This is a genomic window from Bradyrhizobium sp. McL0616 (genome assembly GCF_049993385.1).
Taxonomy (GTDB): domain Bacteria; phylum Pseudomonadota; class Alphaproteobacteria; order Rhizobiales; family Xanthobacteraceae; genus Bradyrhizobium.
Window position 1 is genome coordinate 6395263 of the sequence record NZ_CP188255.1, and the last position, 18859, is coordinate 6414121.

The following is an 18859-nucleotide window of genomic DNA, read 5'->3' on the forward strand; positions in this document are numbered from 1 at the left end:
TGCTTTCGCAAGGGTGGTCCGCGGGGCACTGGCGGCCGGGGATTGTCACCCCTCGCCTTCTGCGATTTAGTTGCAGCAACAAACCTCATGCCGGGGATTTCCAGATGCCAGCTCCCATCTCTCAACCCGATGATCCCGCCCTGCTGCGGATCGACGGTCCGATCGCGACCATCACGCTCAACCGCCCCACCGCGTTCAACTCGATCAACCTCGCCATCGCGCAAAAGCTCGAACAGCTCGCGGCCTACATCGAGGGCAATGACGCGATCAGGGTTGTGGTGATCGAGGGCGAAGGCCGCGCCTTCTCGGCCGGCGGCGATTTGCAGACGATCGGTGCTGCGGCTGAAGCCAACACGGTGACGCCAGTGGTCGGCGAGTTGCTGAAGCACTATCACGCCTTCATCGAGATCATCCGGCGCATGCCGAAGATCTCGATGTCCAGCGTGCACGGCTCGGCCGCCGGCGCCGGCATGGGCCTCGCCTTCGTCACCGATCTCTGCATCGCAGCGGAGGACGCCAAATTCACACCGGCCTATGCCAAGATCGGCGTCTCACCCGACGGCGGCAGCACGGTCGGCATCGTCGGCACGGTCGGCTCCCGCCGCGCGCTGCAGATCTTCCTGGCCGAGGACAATTTCACCGCGCAGCAGGCCCATGAATGGGGCCTCGTCGCCAAGATCGTTCCCGCGGCCGAACTGAAAGCGGCAACGCGGCAGCTCGCCGAGCGGCTGGCGCAGAACCCGCCCGCCGCGATCGCCGGCACCAAGTCGCTCGTTTATGCGGCTGCCACCACGCCGGTAAAGCAGCAGCTCGACGCCGAGGAGCACAAGATCATCATGGCGATGAACACGGAAGATTTTCGTGTCGCCGTAAAAAAGTTCACGAGCAAGGGCAAGTGAGCGCGCCGGCACCATCGCGCTCGTTCTGCGGTCTGCGCCACGGCGCGACCGACTGGAATCGCCGGGGTCTTTTCCAGGGCCGGACGGACAATCCACTGAACGAGGATGGTCTGGCGCAAGCGCACGAGGCAGCTAGCATGTTGCGCGGTGTCGGCATCAGCCGAATCGTCGCAAGCCCGCTGGTGCGCGCGGCACGAACGGCCGAGATCATCGCGGACGCGATCTCGGTGCCGCTTACGATCGACGACGGCATCATCGAGTTCGATTTCGGAAGCTTTGAGGGCCTCCCCGTCCGCGACCTCATGCTCAAGCACGGCGTCAACTCAGCGACGGGACTCGTCTCGATCCTGCCCGCCGACGGCGAGAACTGGGACGCCATGACCGAACGCTCGCTGGCTTGCGTCTCCACGTGGCTCGACAATTATCTCGACGACCATCTCCTGTTCGTCTGCCATGACGCGGTCATGCAGGCATGGCGAAGTCACTTTCCGGCAGCTATTTCAAGAACAGCCACGGCACGCCGTTTCGCTACCTCCGCGAACGCGACGAATGGCGTGTCGAGCAAATCGTCACTTAGGACAAATGTAACCGGTCCCTGCCGGTGACTTGAAACAGCCAACCGATTCCGGCAGCATGTGCTGCGGCAGCCACAGCACCACGCTCGGGAAATAGATCGTGAACGCAATGGTGGCGAAGAACACGACATAGATCGGCAATGCCGCGCGTAGCGCTTTTGCAAAGCTGACGCCGACGAATTTCGACGCCATCAGCAACACAAGCCCATAAGGCGGCGTGATCAGGCCGAAGGCGAGCGTGGCGATCAGCACCACGCCCATGTGTACGCCGTTGATGTCGCCCGCCTCCGTGAGCGCATTGACCAGCGGCATGAAGATGATGATGGTCGGCACCGGCTCGATGAAGTCGCCGACAACGGTGAACAGCAGCACCATCAGCAGCATGATCAGATGCGGATCGTTGCCGGCAATCGAGGTGATGACGTCGGCGATGTAACTGGCGCCGCGCAAATAAGCGAGCATCCAGCCGAAGGCGTTGGCGGCGCCGATGGTGATCAACGGCAGCGAGAAGATCAGGCCGGCGAGGCAGAAATCGTACGGTATTTTCCTGAAGTGGCCGCGGTTGAGCGCGGGGATCACGACCAGGATGATCCAGGCCACGGCAACGACGCCGGCTTCCGTCGGCGTGAACCAGCCGGTCAAAATGCCGCCGAGCAGGATCACCGGGATCATCAGCGGCAGGGCCGCGTCTCCGGCGGCAAATACCACCTGCCGCAGCGGCGCGCGCGGCTTGCTCAGGCCGGAGGGGCCGAAGAAATAGCAATAGATCATCAGCCCGAAGCCGATCATCAGGCCGGGTACGACGCCCGCCATGAACAGGCCGGCGATCGAGACGTTGCCAACGGCGCCATAGACCACCGCCGTGATGCTCGGCGGCACCAGCGCCGCGATGGTCGAGGCGGAGGCGATGATCGCGGCGATGAAAGCGGGCTCGTAGCCCTCGCGCTTCATCGGGCCGCCGAGCGCGCGGCTCATGACGGCGACGTCGGCGGTGGTCGAGCCCGACATTTCCGAGAAGAACATGCTGAAGACGACCACGACCTGCGACAGCCCGCCCCTGATATGCCCGACCAGCGACACCGAGAGGTTCGCTATTCGCACAACGACGTTGGCCGAGCTCATCAGCTCGCCGACCAGCAGGAAGAACGGGATCGCCAGCAGCGCCTCGGAATCGACGCCGTCAAAGATTTTCTGAATGATCGCGGCGAGCGAGACATCCGACAGGATCGCGCCGACAAAGACGCCGGCCATCAGCGAGAACGGCACGGGCACGCCGAGATAGCCGAACGACAGGAAGCAGATCGACATCAACGCCAGGACAATGGGTGCGCTCACGGCTGCGCCCTCGTCGGCGCGTCGGTGACGACGGGTGCAGCGTCCTCGTCCGGTGGCTCCGGATGGTCAAAGCCGTTGCGCACGCCGTTGACCAGCTGCTCGATGGTGAACAGGCCGATCAGCACGCCCGACAGCGGGATGATCGCATAGAGCGAGGCGATCGGCGTGCCCGACGGCAGGCGAAAGCTGCCGAAGCCGCGGAGGTAGTTCTGGTAGCCGTACCAGATCAGGCAGAAGGCGACGCCGAGCACGATGAGGCGGATGATGATCTCGACGATGATCCGCGGCGTGCCATGCATCGCCTCGGAGATCGCGGTGAGATAGAGGTGGTCGTTGCGACGCGTCGCCGCCGCAGTGCCGACGAAGATCGCGTAGATGAAGAACGTCGAGGTCACTTCCTGGAGCCACAGCCAGGGATGACCGATGGTACGGGTGACGATGTCGGCGGTGACCGACAGCGAGAAGCCGAAGCACAGCAGACCGCACAGGATCATCAGCGCGAGCTCGAGCCAGTCGAGCCCGCGCCATTTCAGGTGACGCTGGCGTTGCAGGACCAGTTTGTCGGAAATCATTCAATTCCCTCGTCGTCCCGGCGAAGGCCGGGACCCATAACCCCAGCTGCACGTGGTGAAAGCAAGCCGACGGCTATCCTGCCCAAAGCGGCCGCCGCGGCGTATGGGTCCCGGCCTTCGCCGGGACGACGCGGGGAGATGGCAGTCTGCGCCGCCCTAATTAATCGACCGGATCAGGTTCTTGATCTTCTCGGCGTGCGGGCCGAGATCCTTGGCGAGCTTGTCGAGATAGGGATCGGCGATCGCCGTGAAGCTTTTCTTGTCGACGTTGTCGACGATCTTGACGCCCATCTTCTTGAGCTTCTCGGCCGCGCTGCGTTCGAGATCGAACGCCTTCGCGGGCTCCTTCGAGCTGATCTCGTTCCCCGCCGCCTGCACCCAGCCCTTTTGCTCGGCCGAGAGGCTTTGCCAGAGCTTGTCGGAGATGAACACCAGCGCGTTGTTGGCCTCATGCTCGGTGATGTTCAACACCGGCGCCACCTCGTAGTGCTTGTTGACGAGGTAGACGTTGATGCTGTTCTCGGCGACGTCCATCACGCCGGTCTGCAGCGAGGTGTAGACGCTGCCGAAGGGCATATGCACGGTCTGGGCGCCGTAGGCGGGGAACATGGTGTCCTCGGTCGCGGTCGCCTGTACGCGGATCTTCAGACCCTTGATGTCGCCGACATTATGGATCTCCCTCTTGGAGTACATGTGGCGCACGCCCTGCGAGCCCGTTGCGATCACATGCAGGCCCTGCGTGGTCTCTTCGATCATGGCTTTGAGCGCTTCAAAGACTTTCGGATCCGCAAGGCCTTTGACCACGTGCTGCTCGTCGCGGAACAAATAGTGCAGCGACATCACGCCGGCCTGCGGCGAGATCGTCGCGGTGTTGGCCGAAGAGACGATCGAGAACTCGACGTCGCCGGCCTTCACGAGCTGGAGAACCTGCGGCTCCTGCCCGAGCTGTGCGCCCGGATACTGGTCGATGATCATAGTGCCCTTGCTCAATTCCTTGAGCTTGTCGGCAAACAGGTCGCCCGCGATCGAATAGCCGGTGTTGCGGGGCTGGTCATAGGCGAAGCGATAATGCTTCACTTCCTGCGCCGATGCGCCCGTGACGAAGAGAACAGCGGCCGCTGCCGCCAGCCGATGTAAGAATCTTGGCATGGATCTCGCAATCATCGTTTCCCCCTGTTTTATCGCCCGCCGCTTGTGCGGTCTGAGCGTCCGTTCGGGTGGTTGATCACCCCTTCTCAGTATTAGGCCCAGTCCTCTGCATGAAATCGAAGTCGCAGCCATCGTCGGCCTGCATAATTGTCTCGTTGAACAGCCAGGCGTAACCGCGCCGAGCTTCGTCTGGTGCTGCGGCCGGCTTCAATGCGGCGCGCCGGCGCTCCAGCTCGGCCGCATCGACCAGCAGCTCGATGCTGCGCTTGGCAACATCCAGCTGGATCATATCGCCATTCTTCACCAGCGCCAGCGGGCCGCCGACGGCGGATTCCGGCGTGATGTGCAGCACGATGGTGCCAAACGCGGTGCCGCTCATGCGCGCGTCGGAAATGCGCACCATATCCTTGGTGCCGCCGCGCGCGAGCTTCTTCGGGATCGGCAGATAGCCGGCCTCGGGCATGCCGGGCGCGCCCTTCGGGCCGGCGTTGCGCAGCACCAGCACATCATCGGCGGTCACGTCGAGATCGGGATCATCGACCCGCAAGGTCATGTCCTCGACGGATTCGAACACCACCGCGCGCCCCGTATGCTGCAGCAGCTTCGGGCTTGCAGCCGATTGCTTGATGACGGCACCGCGCGGCGCGAGATTGCCGTGCAGGACGGCGAGACCGCCTTCCTTCTTGATCGGATTGCTGCGCGGGCGGATCGCGTCCTGACCGGGTACGTCCTCCGCATTCGCGACGACATCGCGCAGGCTCTGGCCCGTGATCGTCTTCGCATCGAGATCGATGAGGTCGCCGAGCTGCGCCAGCAACTTCGGCATGCCGCCGGCGTGGTGGAAATGCTCCATATAGTGCTCGCCGGACGGCTTGAGATCGACCAGCACCGGCACCTCGCGGCCGATCTGGTCGAAGACGCCAAGATCGAGCCGGTGCGGCGAGCGATGCGCCATCGCCGTCAGATGGATCAGGCCATTGGTCGAGCCGCCGATCGATTGCAGCACGACCTGGGCATTTTTGAAGGACGCTGGTGTCAGCACCTCGCTCGGCTTCGGCCCCTTGGTCTTGGCCATTTCGGCCGCAACGCGGCCGCTCGCTTCTGCGAGACGGAAACGCTCGGCATGCGGCGCCGGGATCGTCGCGCTCATCGGCAGCGACAGGCCCATGGCTTCGATCATGCAGGCCATGGTCGAGGCCGTGCCCATCACCATGCAGGTGCCGACCGACGGCGCCAGGCGGCCGTTCACCGCCTCGATCTCCACGTCGTCGATCTCGCCGGCGCGATACTTGCCCCACAGACGGCGGCAGTCAGTGCAGGCGCCGAGCACCTCGCCCTTGTGATGGCCGACAACCATGGGACCCACGGGAATGACCACGGTCGGCAGATCGGCGCTGATGGCGGCCATGACTTGCGCGGGCAGCGTCTTGTCGCAGCCGCCGATCACGATCACCGAATCCATCGGCTGGGCCCGGATCATCTCCTCGGTATCCATCGCCATCAGATTGCGCAGATACATCGAGGTCGGATGCGCAAAGCTCTCGGCGATCGAGATGGTCGGGAACACGAACGGCATCGCGCCGGACAGCATCACGCCGCGCTTGGCGGCCTCAATGATCTGCGGCACGTTGCCGTGGCAGGGATTGTAATCGCTATAGGTGTTGGTGATGCCGACGATCGGGCGTTCCAGCGCGTCGTCGGAATAGCCCATGGCCTTGATGAACGCCTTGCGCAGGAACAGCGAGAAGCCGGCATCGCCATAGCTCGTCAAACCCTTGCGCAGGCCACTCGTCATCATGCCACTCCAATCACCTTGCCATTGTCGTACAGCCTGCCCCTCGATTGTCAATAACGTAGGTGCTCGCAAGGGGCATTTCTGGCTCCTGACGCCGCCTACGACACAAATTATTGACAATCCGACCCTTCCCTGCTCCACAGGACGCACCGGCCAGGAGCCGGAGGCTGAGGGGATGCCCGACATTCACACCGCAGACGCCATGACGGTCCGGCGCGACGATCCGGACGACGTCGTCGCGCGGCTCGAGGAGGACATCATCTTCGGCCGCCTCGCGCCGGGCGCGCGCCTGACCGAAGACGCGCTGATGTCGGCCTACGGCACCTCGCGGCATTTCGTGCGCCAGGCGCTGGTGGATGCCGAGCGCCGCGGCATCGTCCGCCGCGAGAAGAATGTCGGCGCCACCGTGCGGTTCTATTCGGCCGAAGAAGTCCGGCAGATCTACGAGGTCCGGGAGATGCTGACGCGGCAGGCCGCGCTGATGATCCCCCTGCCCGCGCCGCAAGGCCTGATCGACGAGCTGACGGCATTGCAATTGCAGTATTGCGCAAAGGCAGATGTGCGGGACCTTCGCGGCATCCACGAAGCCAACGACGCCTTCCACGTTGCGCTGTTCGCGGCGTGCGGCAATCCCTATCTGGTGCGCTCGCTCCAGGACTATATGAGCCTGACCTTGCCGATGCGCGCCAAGAACCTCGCCGACCGCGACGGGCTGGCGCAATCGCGACGCCAGCACGAGCTGATGATCGAGCTCTTGAAGGGTCGCGACAGCTGGGCGCTGGCGCAGCTCTGCGTCGACCACATGCAGTTCAGCAAGTCGGATTATCTGGCGCGGATCGCGGATGAGGCCCCGCGCTAGCGTGTGCGTGTCAGGCTCAACGCGCGCTCAATACCGCCTCAGCAAGCCGCGCTCCACGCTGCTATCGCCATAGCCGGCACAGGCCCCTTTCGGGTCGTTGATCAAGTCCGCCCGGACCCGCCTGAACGTTTTGCCGGCCGCCTCCGACACCTCAGGGCGGAATTTACCGGGATCGTAGGTCTCGCCATCGCGGGCCTTGATCGCAGCCGAATAGGCGTCGATCATGGCCATCGCGGCATTGGGGCTGCCGAGAAGCCGGGCACCGAGTTGAACGCCGCCTGCACCATCGACCTCGTAGCCGACGCATCGTTGCTCCAGCACCACGGATGCCGTGACGAGCTGGTCGAGGAACGCCGCCTCGCCGTCGCTGAGTGTTGCGGCTCGCGACGGTCCTGGCAAGATCATCGCGAGCATTGCGACGACCGGCAGCGCGATTTTCAAGCGTGCCCCTGACGGCCGGCCACAAGCCCGTACACAAAGAGGAGGATGATGGCTCCGACCACACTCCCGATGAAGCCGGCGCCCTCCCCGAAATGATACCATCCCACGGCCTGGCCGAGCCAGGTCGCAACGAACGCACCGACAATTCCCAGGACCGTCGTCAAGATGAACCCCCTGGGCTCGGATTTGTCGCCGGGCATGAGGAATTTCGCGACCAGTCCAACGATAAATCCGATGAGGATCGTCCAAAGGATACCCATGCCATCGCTCCATTCGGTCAGTTTGCGCATCGACGCCTGAAGGAATGCGTGATCGCTTGAAGAGCCAGACGATCCCCGGGGCGACGTTGATCTAGATCAATAGACAGAAGCGGCCAAACCGAAAGCTATTGCTCCTCCCTGCGCGGAAATGCGTTCAACGCGTTCCGCAACGCGAAGCGGATCAAGCATGGCGATCATTGGCGAGATCACGCACACCACGACCTACCGCTATGCAAAGCCGGTCACGTTTGGCACGCACCGGGCGATGTTCCTGCCGCGCCGCGGCTCATCGACCCGGCTGCTTCGCTGGTCCGCTCATACCAGCCTGGCATCCAAGGTGCATTGGGTCACCAACTCCCGCTCCAATGCGGTCACGGTGATTGACTTCAGCGAACCCGGCAGTGAGCTGACATTCACGTTCAAAGTCCGCGGCGTCTATTTTGGCATCAAGGGCCTGGAGTCGTTTCCGCTGGAGCCGCGGGCCGAGATCGTCCCCGTGCAGTACACGCCGGACGAATGGACCGACCTTGCCGGTTACCTACGTCCGCATGCCGAGGACACCGACAGCAGACATGCGGCGTGGACCAAGAGCTTCGTTGCCGGCGATCAGGATGGGACCGCCGACGTGCTGCGCCGCATGCTGGGCAAGTTTCGCAGCGAGTTCAGCTATCACGGGAGAATTCGGAAGGCACCCAGTCGCCGGGCGAAACGCTCCGCACGAAATCAGGCACCTGCCGGGACTTCGCCTGGCTTATGATTGAGACGTTGCGCCGGCTCGGCTTCGCGTCTCGCTTCGTCAGTGGCTATCTCTATGACGCGGCGCTCGATGGCGGCGCCGTGGGCATGACCGGCTCCGGCGCGACCCACGCATGGGTGCAGGTGTTCCTGCCTGGCGCGGGCTGGCTGGACTACGATCCGACCAACAGCCTGAGCGCCGGCTTCGATCTGATTCCAGTGGCCATTGCGCGGCATCCGGCACAGGCCGTGCCGCTGGCCGGCTCGTGGTTCGGCAATTCCGGCGATTACCTCGGCATGTCGATCAATGTCGCCGTCCACAAGATCGGCGAAGTGCTCGATCCTTCGGAGGGATAGGGAAACACGCACGGCGACCATGGTATTTTATCGCGACAACGCAAAGCGACATGGGCTGCTCGACGCCATCATCGTCCCATTTGAGGCCCTCAAGACCAGGCTCCGACAACTCTATGAAGGCGACACTTTCGGCTGCATCCGATTCCGATACGCCCTGCTGGCGCTCGATATCGTCACGGTTCTGTTCATCATCGCGACGTCGTTCCTGCCTCGCAACGGGGTCATCAAGTCGCTGGATGTCGTATTCGGTGTCCTGATCCTGGCGGATTTCTCGGCACGGATGATCATCAGCCGTCGACCGCTGCATGACCTCGCGCGTCTTTCGACCTGGACCGACATCGTCGTCATCATTTCGTTCCTGGCGCCGCTGGCCGGGGAGGCGGGCGGCTTCCTGCGCGCATTTCGAACGTTGCGGCTGCTGCGCGACTATCAGATGGTGGCGCAACTCCGCACCGATAGCGCCTTCTTTCGGCGAAACGAGGAAGTCGTCTTTGCCGTCGCCAATCTCGGCGTATTCATCTTCGTGATGACGGGGATTGTCTACGAAACCCAGAAGTCCCACAACCATCAGATCGCCAACTATGCCGACGCGCTCTACTTCACGGTCACCGCGCTGACCACGACCGGCTTCGGCGACATCACCCTGCCCGGAACCGTGGGACGTCTGATCACCGTCGTCATCATGATCTTCGGCGTGACCCTTTTCCTAAATCTCGCCAAGGCGTTGCTGGCGCCGTCCAAGGTGCGCTTCCCCTGCCCGGTCTGCGGACTGCAGCGACATGACGTGGACGCCGTGCATTGCAAGGCCTGTGGGACCATCTTGAACATTCCCGATGAGGGAATGGACTAGGCGAGAAGACCGCCCCTCACCCGCAACCCGGAGCGAGGGGCACATGAACTCCTACCGCTTATTCCAATCAATAATCCGGCTCTTATCGCCGTCGAACTCATTGCGGGACCGCTGCCAGCAAACCATTAAGCACGCTCCAATTGCGTGCTGAAAATCAATTAGACAACCAGTTGTTGTGATTCCTTTAAGAGTATGTCTGTACAGACACAATGTTACATTGTGTTGCGGAATGTTGGAATGTGTTCGGACCTCGCAAATGGGGACCGCGATCTAGCGTCGCGTTGCGACCAAAGCCCAGTGCCGCTCCCCTCAGGGCGCAGTGAGCGCGCAATCCGGCTCATCATCGGCGGAATTCTGGCTGGTCTGCTCCTCGCGTGTCATCTTCTCGACTTCAGGATCGCGTTCGGAAGCGGGCTCCTGACAGTCGCTGCAAATGCAATTTTGTTCGGCGCCGGTGTTCTGATCGAAAGGCAGGGCTGGCCGAGGCTGTCCGGCTGGCTCAGGGCGACAGCCCAAATGGGCTTCGTGACCATTCTCCTGACAGCCCTTAGCTATGTCCTTGCGAGCACAAAACTGCCGCTGTGCGATACAGCCCTTATCTCACTGGATCAGGCAATGGGGATCGACTGGCGAAGCCTCGTCGACTTCATGATGAAGCAGCAAGTGCTGATGATTGTGCTCAACATCGCCTATGTCAGCCTTCACTGCCAATGCCCATTGCTGTTGCCGCTGCTCTTTCTAAGAGGCCAGCACGAAGAAGGAATGCAGTTCGCCCTCGTCTGGACGATTACGCTGGCTGCTACGGTTCTCATCTTTCCACTCGCGCCTGCTCTGGGCGGCTACCTGCATTATCAGCTGGACCCGAAGGATTTTCCCGAAATTCGCTCTTTCAGCGCATGGGTGTTCGCCTCGCCGTTCCAGGCCTTGCGGAACGGCAGCCTGAATGTCCTCGACCTTGCATCGCTCGACGGCATCATCACGTTTCCAAGCTTCCATGCGGCTGCGGCAGTTCTGATGGGGTGGCGCTGGTTTGCGGTGCCACTGTTGCGGTGGCCGATGCTCTTGCTGAACATTCTGATGCTGGTGTCGTCCGTTCCCGTTGGCGGCCACTACATTGTCGACGTGATCGCCGGAAGCCTGCTGGCAATCCTCGCGATCATCGCAACCTCGCGCCTGCGTTCGCCTGCGGGGAGAGGCCGGATTGCATCGAAGATGCAACCCGGCTGAAAGGACTGTCCGCGAATTCAACTCTCACCTCGCTAGTGGAGACAGCCCCTTATCCCGTAAGAACGGGGCGAGGGAGCGCGCCTGCATTCACGTCAACGACTACCGCTTATTCCAATCGATAATCCGGCTCGCATCACCGTCGAACTCGTTGCTGCAGAACGCGCCGCCCTGAAAATGGTCGCCGATCGGATCCGGCTTCAGCTTGGCCTGCTCCGCCATCGCGTGCGCCACATAATCCTCGGAGCGGCCGGTCGGGCGATAGCCGAATTCGTAGGCGCGGTGGTTGTCCCACCAGGCGCGCTCGTTCAGGGACACGCCGTAGAAGACCTCGAAATGAATGTCGGGATGCTCGAGCCCGATCTGGCAGAGCTGCACCAGGTCCTCCGGCTTCAGCCACATCGCGATACGGCGATGATCCAGCGGCTTCTCGTCGCAATTGCCGATCCGGATGCAGGTGACCTTCAGCCCGTGCTTGTCGGCATAGAGCGAGCCGACCGCCTCACCGAACACCTTGCTGACGCCGTAGCGGCCGTCGGGACGCACGGTGACGTCGGTGCCGATCCTGCGGTGGCGCGGATAGAACCCGACCGTGTGGTTGGAGGAGGCGAACACCACGCGCTTGACGCCCTTGCGGTGCGCGGCCTCGAACAGATTGTAGCCGCCGATGATGTTGGCCTGGAGGATGTCTTCCCAGGGGCCCTCGACCGAATAGCCGCCGAAATGGATGATGCCGTCAACGCCCTCGCAGATCGCCTCGACCTGCGCCAGGTCGGACAGGTCCGCCGCCTTGAACTGCTCGTTCGCCCCGAGATCGGCCGGCGGACGGATGTCGGAGAGCAGGAGGTCCGGATAGATCGGCAGCAGCAATTTCCGCAGGCGCGTTCCGATCCCGCCCGAAGCTCCCGTCATCAAGATGCGCGGCATTTCTTCCCTCGTATTTGGCGACCGATTTGCGGTCAAAGGTCTCTAATGATAGCAGATTTGGGTAGAGGGAACGCAACAACGAGAAACTGCACATGAACGATGCATCGTCCCACACCCAAGACCGGCCTCAAGGCTGGCGGCCGGCGACCTATTACCCCGATCCGGCGATAAAAGCACTGGATCCCCGTTTCGAAAAATACTGGCTGAAGCTGTCGGCGGTGGAGCGGCTCACGACCGGCCTGCGCTGGGCCGAGGGCCCGGTCTGGTTCGGCGACGGGCGGTATCTGCTCTGCAGCGACATCCCGAACCAGCGCATCATCAAATGGGAGGAAGAGACCGGCGCGGTCTCGATTTTCCGAAAACCCTCCAATTTCGCCAATGGCAACACCCGCGACCGCCAGGGCCGGCTGGTCACCTGCGAGCATGGCGGCCGACGCGTGACCCGCACCGAATATGACGGCACCATCACCGTGCTGATCAATTCCTTCGGGGACAAGCCGCTGAACTCACCGAACGACGTGGTGGTGAAGTCCGACGGTGCGGTCTGGTTCACCGATCCGACCTTCGGGCTGCTCGGCAATTACGAGGGCTACAAGGCCGAGCCCGAGATCGATCCGAACGTCTACCGGCTCGATCCCGCGACCGGCAAGGCGACCATCGTCGCCGAGGGCGTGCTGGGGCCGAACGGGCTGTGCTTCTCGCCGGACGAGAAGATCCTCTATGTGGTGGAATCGCGGGGCGTGCCGAACCGCAAGATCCTCGCCTATGACGTCTCTGCGGACGGCACCACGATCTCCAACAAGCGCGTCTTCATCGACGCAGGTCCGGGCACGCCGGACGGCATGCGCTGCGACATCGACGGCAATCTCTGGTGCGGCTGGGGCATGGGCGATCCCGAGCTCGACGGCGTCGTGGTGTTCGCGCCCGACGGCGTCATGATCGGCCGCATCGCGCTGCCCGAGCGCTGCGCCAACCTCTGCTTCGGCGGCGTCAAGCGCAACCGCCTGTTCATGGCCGCGAGCCAGTCGATCTACGCGCTGTATGTGAACACGCAGGGCGCGGTGGGGGGATAGGCTCGCTCTCGTCATTGCGAGCGAAGCGAAGCAATCCAGAGTCTTTCTGCGGAGACAGTCTGGATTGCTTCGTCGCAAGAGCTCCTCGCAATGACGAAAGAACAAACAAAAACGCCGGAGCGGTTTCCCGCTCCGGCGTCATGTTGGTTCAGGCGATAAAACTTACGCCGCGTTGAAGCCGGCGACGGCTTTCACTTCGAGGAAGTCCTCAAGGCCGTACTTGCCCCACTCGCGGCCGTTGCCGGACTGCTTGTAGCCGCCGAACGGCGCGGAGCGGTCGTTGGGCACGCCCTGGAGGTTGACGTTGCCGGCGCGGATCTGACGGCCGACCCGCTTGGCGTTCTCGACCGTATCGGCCGTGACGTAACCAGCAAGACCATAGGGCGTGTCGTTGGCGATGTGCACGGCCTCGGCCTCGTCCTTGGCGCCGATGATGGTCAGCACCGGTCCGAAGATTTCTTCGCGGGCGATCGTCATGTCAGGGGTGACGTCGGCGAAGATGGTCGGACGGACATAGAAGCCCTTGTTGACACCCTCGGGCAGGCCCGGGCCGCCGGCGACGAGCGTTGCGCCCTCGTCGATGCCCTTCTTGATGAGGCCCTGGATCTTGTCCCACTGGCCGCGGTTGACGACCGGACCGATGGTGGTGCCTTCGGCGCGGGGATCACCGGCCTTGGTCTTGTCGGCGACAGCCTTCGCGATCGCGGCGACTTCCTTCATCTTCGACAGCGGCACGATCATGCGCGAGGGCGCGTTGCAGGACTGGCCGGAGTTGTTGAACATGTGCATCACACCGCCGGTCACCGCCTTCTGCAGGTCGGCGCCCTCGAGGATGACGTTCGGCGACTTGCCTCCGAGCTCCTGGCTGACGCGCTTCACGGTCGGCGCCGCTCGCTTGGCAACGTCGATGCCGGCGCGGGTCGAGCCGGTGAACGAGATCATGTCGATGTCGGGGTGCTCGCTCATGGCGGCGCCGACCTCGGGGCCGAGACCGTTGACGAGGTTGAACACGCCCTTCGGAACGCCGGCTTCATGAAGGATTTCGGCGAAGATCAGCGCCGAGGTCGGCGTAAACTCCGACGGCTTCAGGATCATGGTGCAGCCGGCGGCGAGCGCGGGCGCGACCTTGCAGGCGATCTGGTTGAGCGGCCAGTTCCAGGGCGTGATCATGCCGACCACACCGACCGGCTCGCGCAGCACCACGGCGGTGCCGATCGGCTCCTCGAAATGATAGTTCTTGAGCACGTCGAGCGTGGTCATGAGGTGGCCGAGACCGGCGCCGGCCTGGAGCTTCTCGGCCATCGGCAGCGGGGCGCCCATTTCGTCGGAGACGGAAGCACCGATCTCTTTGATGCGGCCCTTGTAGACCTCGATGACTTTCGTGAGCAGCGCGACGCGCTCCTCGCGGCTGGTCTGGGAGAAAGTTGCAAAGGCGCGCTTGGCGGCGGCGACAGCCTTGTCCACGTCAGCCTTGGAGCCGAGCGCAATCTCGTACATCGCCTCTTCCGTCGCCGGATTGACGACCGGGGTGGACTTCTTGACGGCGGGATCGACCCAGGCGCCGTCGATGTAGAATTGCAAGCGATTGACCATCGTTAAACCTCTTCTTGGGGCTTGGAGGGGGCGTTTCGGCAGGCATCCTTGCACGAAAGCGCCGGCAATTGAACCCGCCATATGCGGGGCCAGCGTTGCGGCAGACGGGGACTATATGAGCCGACGATGGGAACGTGGCAAGGTGGCTGCGCGTCATTCCGGGGCGCGCATTATCGCCCCGAAATCACGGCCCGGTTACTTCCGCTACACCGCCATCTTGCGATGGAGCACCGGCGCGCCGGTGGTGAGGCTTTCCGCCGCATCGATGATGGCATTCGCGTCGATGCCGTAGTGGCGATAGAGGTCGGCGAGCGTGCCGGTCTGGCCGAACTGCTCGACACCGAGCGCCTCGACGCGATGGCCACGGACGCTGCCGAGCCAGCCGAGCGTCGCCGGATGGCCGTCGATCACGGTCACGATGCCGCAGTCGCGCGGCAACGGCGAAAGCAGTTTTTCGATGTGGCTCAGATGCTGCACGCCACGACGATCACGCCGCAACTTTCGTGCGGCGGTCCAGCCCGCGTGGAGACGATCCGCCGAAGTGATCGCGAGCAGGCCGATGTCGCGGCGGCTCTCGCCGATGAAACCGGTCGCCTCGATTGCTTCCGGCCCGATCGCGCCGGTATAGGCGATCACGAGTTCGGCATTGGGCCCGGGCTTGCGCAGCCAATAGGCGCCGTCGGTGATGCCCATCTCCAGTTCCGGCGTCATGATCCGCTGCGCCTGCTCGATGCTGCGCGTCGAGAGCCTTAAGTAGACGGAACCGCCCTCGCCGGGATCGCGCTGCATGTGGTTGAAACCCCACCCCATGATCACGGCGAGCTCGTCGACGAAGGCCGGCTCGAACGAGGCGAGCCCATCCTGCGCCATGCCGATCAGCGGCGTCGCGATCGACTGATGCGCGCCGCCCTCAGGCGCGAGCGTGATGCCTGACGGCGTCGCCGCCACCATGAAACGCGCATCCTGGTAGCAGGCATAGTTCAGCGCATCGAGGCCGCGCTCGATGAAGGGATCGTAGAGCGTGCCGACCGGCAAAAGCCGCTCGCCGTTGATCTGGTGCGACAGACCGAGAGCCGAGAGCATGATGAACAAATTCATCTCGGCAATGCCGAGCTCGAGGTGCTGGCCCTTGGGCGAGGCGTCCCAGTTGAATGTGGAGGGAATTTTCTCGCTGCGGAATAAGTCCGCCTTCTCGGCGTTCGCAAACAGGCCGCGGCGGTTGACCCACGGACCGAGATTGGTCGAGACGGTGACGTCCGGCGAGGTCGTGACGATGCGCTTGGCGAGTTCACTGTCGCTGCGCGCGATCTCGTTCAGCACGAGGCCAAAGCCCTGCTGGGTCGACATTTGCGGCGACGGCTTGAACGCCAGTTGCGACGGCACCTCGACGACGGGCGCGGTCAGCCGGCGGCCATCCTGGTTGAACGGCACGCGCGCGAGGAAGGCATCGAGCTCGGCAGCCTCTTGCGTAAGGCCTTCGTACTTGTCCCACTCATGCCCAGGCCGGATGTTCTGGCTCTCGCGATATTTCTCCATCTGCGCGACCGTCATCAGGCCGGCATGGTTGTCCTTGTGGCCCTGGAACGGCAGGCCGACGCCCTTGATGGTGTAGGCGATGAAGCAGACCGGGCGATCGTGGTCGACGAATTGAAGGCGTCCAGCATGCTCGCCATGTCATGGCCGCCGAAATTCGACATCAGCGCCAGCAGTTCGTCATCGCTGCGCTTGTCGATCAGCCTGGTGATCGGTCCCTGGTCACCGATCTCGTCGTGCAAATGCTTGCGGAAGGCTGCACCGCCCTGAAAGCACAGCGCCGCATAGAGCGCGTTCGGGCAATTGTCGATCCAGCGCTTCAGCGCATCGCCGCCGGGCTCGGCAAAGGCTTGGCGCATCAGGCGGCCGTATTTCACGATCACCACGTCCCAGCCGAAATTGCGGAACATGGTCTCGAACTTTTCCCAGAGACCCTCGCGCACGACGGCATCGAGCGACTGGCGGTTATAGTCGACCACCCACCAGGTGTTGCGCAGGCCATGCTTCCAGCCTTCTGCCAAGGCTTCGAAAATGTTGCCCTCGTCCATCTCGGCATCGCCGACCAGCGCGATCATCCGCCCCTCGCGGCGATCCTTCATCCAGCCATGGGCCTTGACGTAGTCCTGCACCAGCGAGGCGAACAGCGTCTGCGCGACGCCGAGGCCGACCGAGCCGGTCGAGAAATCGACGTCGTCGACATCCTTGGTGCGCGAGGGATAGGACTGCGCGCCCTTGAAGCCACGGAAATTCTCGAGCTTCTCGCGGCTCTGCCGGCCGAACAGGTACTGGATGGCGTGGAACACCGGGCTCGCATGCGGCTTCACCGCGACGCGGTCTTCGGGCCGCAGCACCGAGAAATACAGCGCCGACATGATGGTGGCGAGCGAGGCTGACGAGGCCTGGTGGCCGCCGACCTTCAGGCCGTCTGAATTCGGCCGGATATGGTTAGCGTGATGGATGGTCCAGGATGACAGCCACAGCGCCTTGCGGGCCAGTGCAGTCAGGGTTTCGAGACGCGCGGAATCGACCGGCATGGCGATGCTCCGGAAAATAAGGCGGATCATACGCCTGTGGGCGGCATCAGATTTCTCAATTTTTCGCGTCATACCCGTCGATATTGGGATACCATACCAAGAATATCCCATAGAAGACAGGTTTTATCCCAATGCCCGAGCTCGATGCCATCGACCGAAAAATCCTCAGCTCTCTCCAGAACGATAGCCGCCTGACCATGCAGGAGCTCGCCGACAAGGTCGGGCTCTCGGTCTCGCCCTGCCATCGCCGGGTCAAGCTGCTCGAGGAGCGCGGTGTCATCTCGCGCTACATCGCGACCGTCGACCAGAAGGCGCTGGGGCTGCATGTCAGCGTGTTCATTTCGATCAAGCTGGCGCGGCAGAAGGAGGAGGATCTCAACCGCTTTGCGCGCGCGATCTCGAAATGGGACGAGGTGCTGGAATGCTATCTGATGACCGGCAACCGCGACTATCTCTTGCGCGTCGTGGCGGCCGACCTCGCCTCCTACGAGACCTTCCTGAAGACCAAGCTGACCCGGCTCGACGGCATCGCCTCGATCGAGTGGAGCTTTGCGCTGGCCAGGTCAAATATTCGATCGCGCTGCCGGTGTGACGGCCTCGCCCGGGCCATTTTGGAGCCGGTGTCACATGGGCGCAACAAACCCCGCCGATGGTCGTGGACGACAGGCACCCGAGCCCGCGAGAAGGACCCATGACCGCAGCCGACCGCACATCCCAGACAGCCAAGCGCGAGCGCATCATCCAGGAGCTGGCCGACGATCTTGACGAGGAGCTGGAGATGGAGCTCGACGACACCCGGCTCGACGAGCTGCTGGACGAGACCGACGTTCTGAACCCGACGGTCGATCGCAGTCTCTATTTCAGGGAATTGCTGCGGCTCCAGGGCGAGCTGGTCAAGCTCCAGGACTGGGTGCAGAGCGAGCGGAAGAAGGTCGTCGTGCTGTTCGAGGGCCGCAACTCGCCGGCAAGGGCGGCGTCATCAAGCGCATCACCCAGCGGCTCAATCCCCGAATCTCCGCGTCGCGGCCCTTCCGGCGCCGAACGAGCGCGAGCGCACGCAATGGTACTTCCAGCGTTACGTGGCGCATCTCCCCGCAGGCGGCGAGATGGTATTGTTCGACCGCAGCTGGTACAATCGCGCCGGCGTCGAGCGCGTGATGGGCTTCTGCACCGACGAGCAGTACCAGGAGTTCTTCCAGTCGGTGCCGGAGTTCGAGCGGATGCTGATCCGCTCGGGAACCATCTTGATCAAATACTGGTTCTCCATCACCGACGACGAGCAACAGTTCCGCTTCACCATGCGCATCAAGGATCCCCTGAAGCAGTGGAAGCTGAGCCCGATGGACGTCGAGGCGCGCAGCCGCTGGGAGGCGTACACCAAGGCCAAGGAGACGATGCTGGAGCATACGCATCTGCCGGACTCGCCATGGTGGATCGTCGACGCCGTGGACAAGAAGCGCGCGCGGCTCAACTGCATCGCGCATCTTCTGAGCCAGATGCCGTACCAGGAGGTCGCGCGCGCGCCTGTGGTGCTGCCGCCACGCGTCCGCAATCCCGACTATCACCGCGGCCCGATCCCGCCGGAGATGTACGTGCCTTCGAAATACTGACGGCGCCCGCCGTGTCATCCCGCGGGCAAGCTTGCCGA

At 63.1% G+C, this 18859-nt stretch carries 15 protein-coding genes and 4 pseudogenes; 10 read left to right on the plus strand and 9 right to left on the minus strand.

The window, feature by feature from the left end; genetic code table 11:
• Positions 1-104 precede the first annotated feature (104 nt).
• Together ACPPVR_RS30895 and ACPPVR_RS30900 are read left to right on the plus strand one after the other, a co-directional pair.
• The gene (locus tag ACPPVR_RS30895) at positions 105-899 is read left to right on the plus strand and encodes an enoyl-CoA hydratase/isomerase family protein (RefSeq protein ID WP_426610324.1); all 795 of its coding nucleotides are present in this window, start codon (positions 105-107) and stop codon (positions 897-899) included.
• Entirely contained in the window at positions 896-1504 is a 609-nt protein-coding gene (locus ACPPVR_RS30900) for a histidine phosphatase family protein (protein ID WP_426610325.1), read from the plus strand. Before ACPPVR_RS30895 ends, ACPPVR_RS30900 begins: the two co-directional genes overlap by 4 nt.
• Here ACPPVR_RS30900 and ACPPVR_RS30905 read toward each other — a convergent pair.
• The 4 genes from ACPPVR_RS30905 to ACPPVR_RS30920 form a co-directional block, all read right to left on the minus strand.
• The gene (locus ACPPVR_RS30905) at positions 1469-2809 is read right to left on the minus strand and encodes a TRAP transporter large permease (RefSeq protein WP_426610326.1); all 1341 of its coding nucleotides are present in this window, start codon (positions 2807-2809) and stop codon (positions 1469-1471) included. The two genes, ACPPVR_RS30900 and ACPPVR_RS30905, sit on opposite strands and share 36 nt — an antisense overlap.
• Positions 2806-3381: a TRAP transporter small permease gene (locus ACPPVR_RS30910; protein ID WP_426610327.1), complete on the minus strand. Its 576-nt coding sequence runs from the start codon at positions 3379-3381 to the stop codon at positions 2806-2808. The genes ACPPVR_RS30905 and ACPPVR_RS30910 overlap by 4 nt, the downstream gene beginning before the upstream one ends.
• A gap of 156 nt (positions 3382-3537) precedes the next feature.
• Complete coding sequence (locus ACPPVR_RS30915; RefSeq protein WP_426610328.1) at positions 3538-4545, minus strand: TRAP transporter substrate-binding protein; 1008 nt, start codon at positions 4543-4545, stop codon at positions 3538-3540.
• Between the two features lie 61 nt (positions 4546-4606).
• Positions 4607-6325, minus strand: a complete 1719-nt coding sequence (locus ACPPVR_RS30920; RefSeq protein WP_426610329.1) for an IlvD/Edd family dehydratase — start codon at positions 6323-6325, stop codon at positions 4607-4609.
• A 175-nt stretch (positions 6326-6500) separates the two neighbouring features.
• Here ACPPVR_RS30920 and ACPPVR_RS30925 point away from each other — a divergent pair, with 175 nt between their 5' ends.
• A complete protein-coding gene (locus ACPPVR_RS30925) occupies positions 6501-7184 on the plus strand; it encodes a GntR family transcriptional regulator (RefSeq protein WP_426610330.1) in 684 nt (227 codons plus the stop codon).
• Positions 7185-7211: 27 nt separating this feature from the next.
• On the opposite strand, the gene ACPPVR_RS30930 is transcribed toward ACPPVR_RS30925, so the two are convergent.
• On the minus strand, positions 7212-7625 hold the full coding sequence (locus tag ACPPVR_RS30930; RefSeq protein WP_426610331.1) for a hypothetical protein: 414 nt from the start codon (positions 7623-7625) through the stop codon (positions 7212-7214).
• Complete coding sequence (locus ACPPVR_RS30935; RefSeq protein ID WP_426616216.1) at positions 7622-7885, minus strand: GlsB/YeaQ/YmgE family stress response membrane protein; 264 nt, start codon at positions 7883-7885, stop codon at positions 7622-7624. The genes ACPPVR_RS30930 and ACPPVR_RS30935 overlap by 4 nt, the downstream gene beginning before the upstream one ends.
• Positions 7886-8072: 187 nt before the next feature.
• Between ACPPVR_RS30935 and ACPPVR_RS30940 the strand changes: the two are divergent.
• From ACPPVR_RS30940 to ACPPVR_RS30955, 4 genes and pseudogenes are all read left to right on the plus strand, one after another.
• Positions 8073-8252: pseudogene (locus ACPPVR_RS30940) on the plus strand (transglutaminase N-terminal domain-containing protein); the annotation flags it as partial.
• Positions 8253-8401: 149 nt separating this feature from the next.
• Positions 8402-8977 (plus strand): transglutaminase-like domain-containing protein, encoded by a 576-nt coding sequence (locus ACPPVR_RS30945; RefSeq protein WP_426610332.1) that lies wholly within the window; start codon positions 8402-8404, stop codon positions 8975-8977.
• A gap of 19 nt (positions 8978-8996) precedes the next feature.
• Complete coding sequence (locus ACPPVR_RS30950) at positions 8997-9827, plus strand: potassium channel family protein (RefSeq protein ID WP_426610333.1); 831 nt, start codon at positions 8997-8999, stop codon at positions 9825-9827.
• A 297-nt stretch (positions 9828-10124) separates the two neighbouring features.
• Entirely contained in the window at positions 10125-11054 is a 930-nt protein-coding gene (locus ACPPVR_RS30955) for a phosphatase PAP2 family protein (protein WP_426610334.1), read from the plus strand.
• Between the two features lie 99 nt (positions 11055-11153).
• Here ACPPVR_RS30955 and ACPPVR_RS30960 read toward each other — a convergent pair whose 3' ends face one another.
• Entirely contained in the window at positions 11154-11978 is an 825-nt protein-coding gene (locus ACPPVR_RS30960) for an NAD-dependent epimerase/dehydratase family protein (protein ID WP_426610335.1), read from the minus strand.
• A gap of 92 nt (positions 11979-12070) precedes the next feature.
• On the opposite strand from ACPPVR_RS30960, the gene ACPPVR_RS30965 reads away from it, so the two are divergent.
• Positions 12071-13051 (plus strand): SMP-30/gluconolactonase/LRE family protein, encoded by a 981-nt coding sequence (locus tag ACPPVR_RS30965; RefSeq protein ID WP_426610336.1) that lies wholly within the window; start codon positions 12071-12073, stop codon positions 13049-13051.
• A 162-nt stretch (positions 13052-13213) separates the two neighbouring features.
• Here ACPPVR_RS30965 and ACPPVR_RS30970 read toward each other — a convergent pair whose 3' ends face one another.
• Both ACPPVR_RS30970 and ACPPVR_RS30975 read right to left on the minus strand, forming a co-directional pair.
• On the minus strand, positions 13214-14644 hold the full coding sequence (locus ACPPVR_RS30970; protein WP_426610337.1) for an aldehyde dehydrogenase family protein: 1431 nt from the start codon (positions 14642-14644) through the stop codon (positions 13214-13216).
• A gap of 204 nt (positions 14645-14848) precedes the next feature.
• Positions 14849-17211 (minus strand): annotated as a pseudogene (locus ACPPVR_RS30975) (transketolase).
• A gap of 131 nt (positions 17212-17342) precedes the next feature.
• Between ACPPVR_RS30975 and ACPPVR_RS30980 the strand changes: the two are divergent.
• Positions 17343-17803 (plus strand): annotated as a pseudogene (locus ACPPVR_RS30980) (Lrp/AsnC family transcriptional regulator).
• A 99-nt stretch (positions 17804-17902) separates the two neighbouring features.
• Positions 17903-18821, plus strand: a pseudogene (ppk2, locus tag ACPPVR_RS30985) (polyphosphate kinase 2).
• Positions 18822-18859 lie beyond the last annotated feature (38 nt).

What these genes read in the sequence shown, in the direction of transcription:
- ACPPVR_RS30950 (WP_426610333.1), top strand. Translation starts at nt 8,997, where the DNA reads ATGGTATTTTATCGCGACAACGCAAAGCGACATGGGCTGCTCGACGCC.
- ACPPVR_RS30895 (WP_426610324.1), top strand. Translation starts at nt 105, where the DNA reads ATGCCAGCTCCCATCTCTCAACCCGATGATCCCGCCCTGCTGCGGATC.
- ACPPVR_RS30910 (WP_426610327.1), bottom strand. Translation starts at nt 3,381, where the DNA reads ATGATTTCCGACAAACTGGTCCTGCAACGCCAGCGTCACCTGAAATGG.
- ACPPVR_RS30965 (WP_426610336.1), top strand. Translation starts at nt 12,071, where the DNA reads ATGAACGATGCATCGTCCCACACCCAAGACCGGCCTCAAGGCTGGCGG.
- ACPPVR_RS30945 (WP_426610332.1), top strand. Translation starts at nt 8,402, where the DNA reads ATGGACCGACCTTGCCGGTTACCTACGTCCGCATGCCGAGGACACCGA.
- ACPPVR_RS30960 (WP_426610335.1), bottom strand. Translation starts at nt 11,978, where the DNA reads ATGCCGCGCATCTTGATGACGGGAGCTTCGGGCGGGATCGGAACGCGC.
- ACPPVR_RS30915 (WP_426610328.1), bottom strand. Translation starts at nt 4,545, where the DNA reads ATGATTGCGAGATCCATGCCAAGATTCTTACATCGGCTGGCGGCAGCG.
- ACPPVR_RS30935 (WP_426616216.1), bottom strand. Translation starts at nt 7,885, where the DNA reads ATGGGTATCCTTTGGACGATCCTCATCGGATTTATCGTTGGACTGGTC.
- ACPPVR_RS30970 (WP_426610337.1), bottom strand. Translation starts at nt 14,644, where the DNA reads ATGGTCAATCGCTTGCAATTCTACATCGACGGCGCCTGGGTCGATCCC.
- ACPPVR_RS30920 (WP_426610329.1), bottom strand. Translation starts at nt 6,325, where the DNA reads ATGACGAGTGGCCTGCGCAAGGGTTTGACGAGCTATGGCGATGCCGGC.
- ACPPVR_RS30925 (WP_426610330.1), top strand. Translation starts at nt 6,501, where the DNA reads ATGCCCGACATTCACACCGCAGACGCCATGACGGTCCGGCGCGACGAT.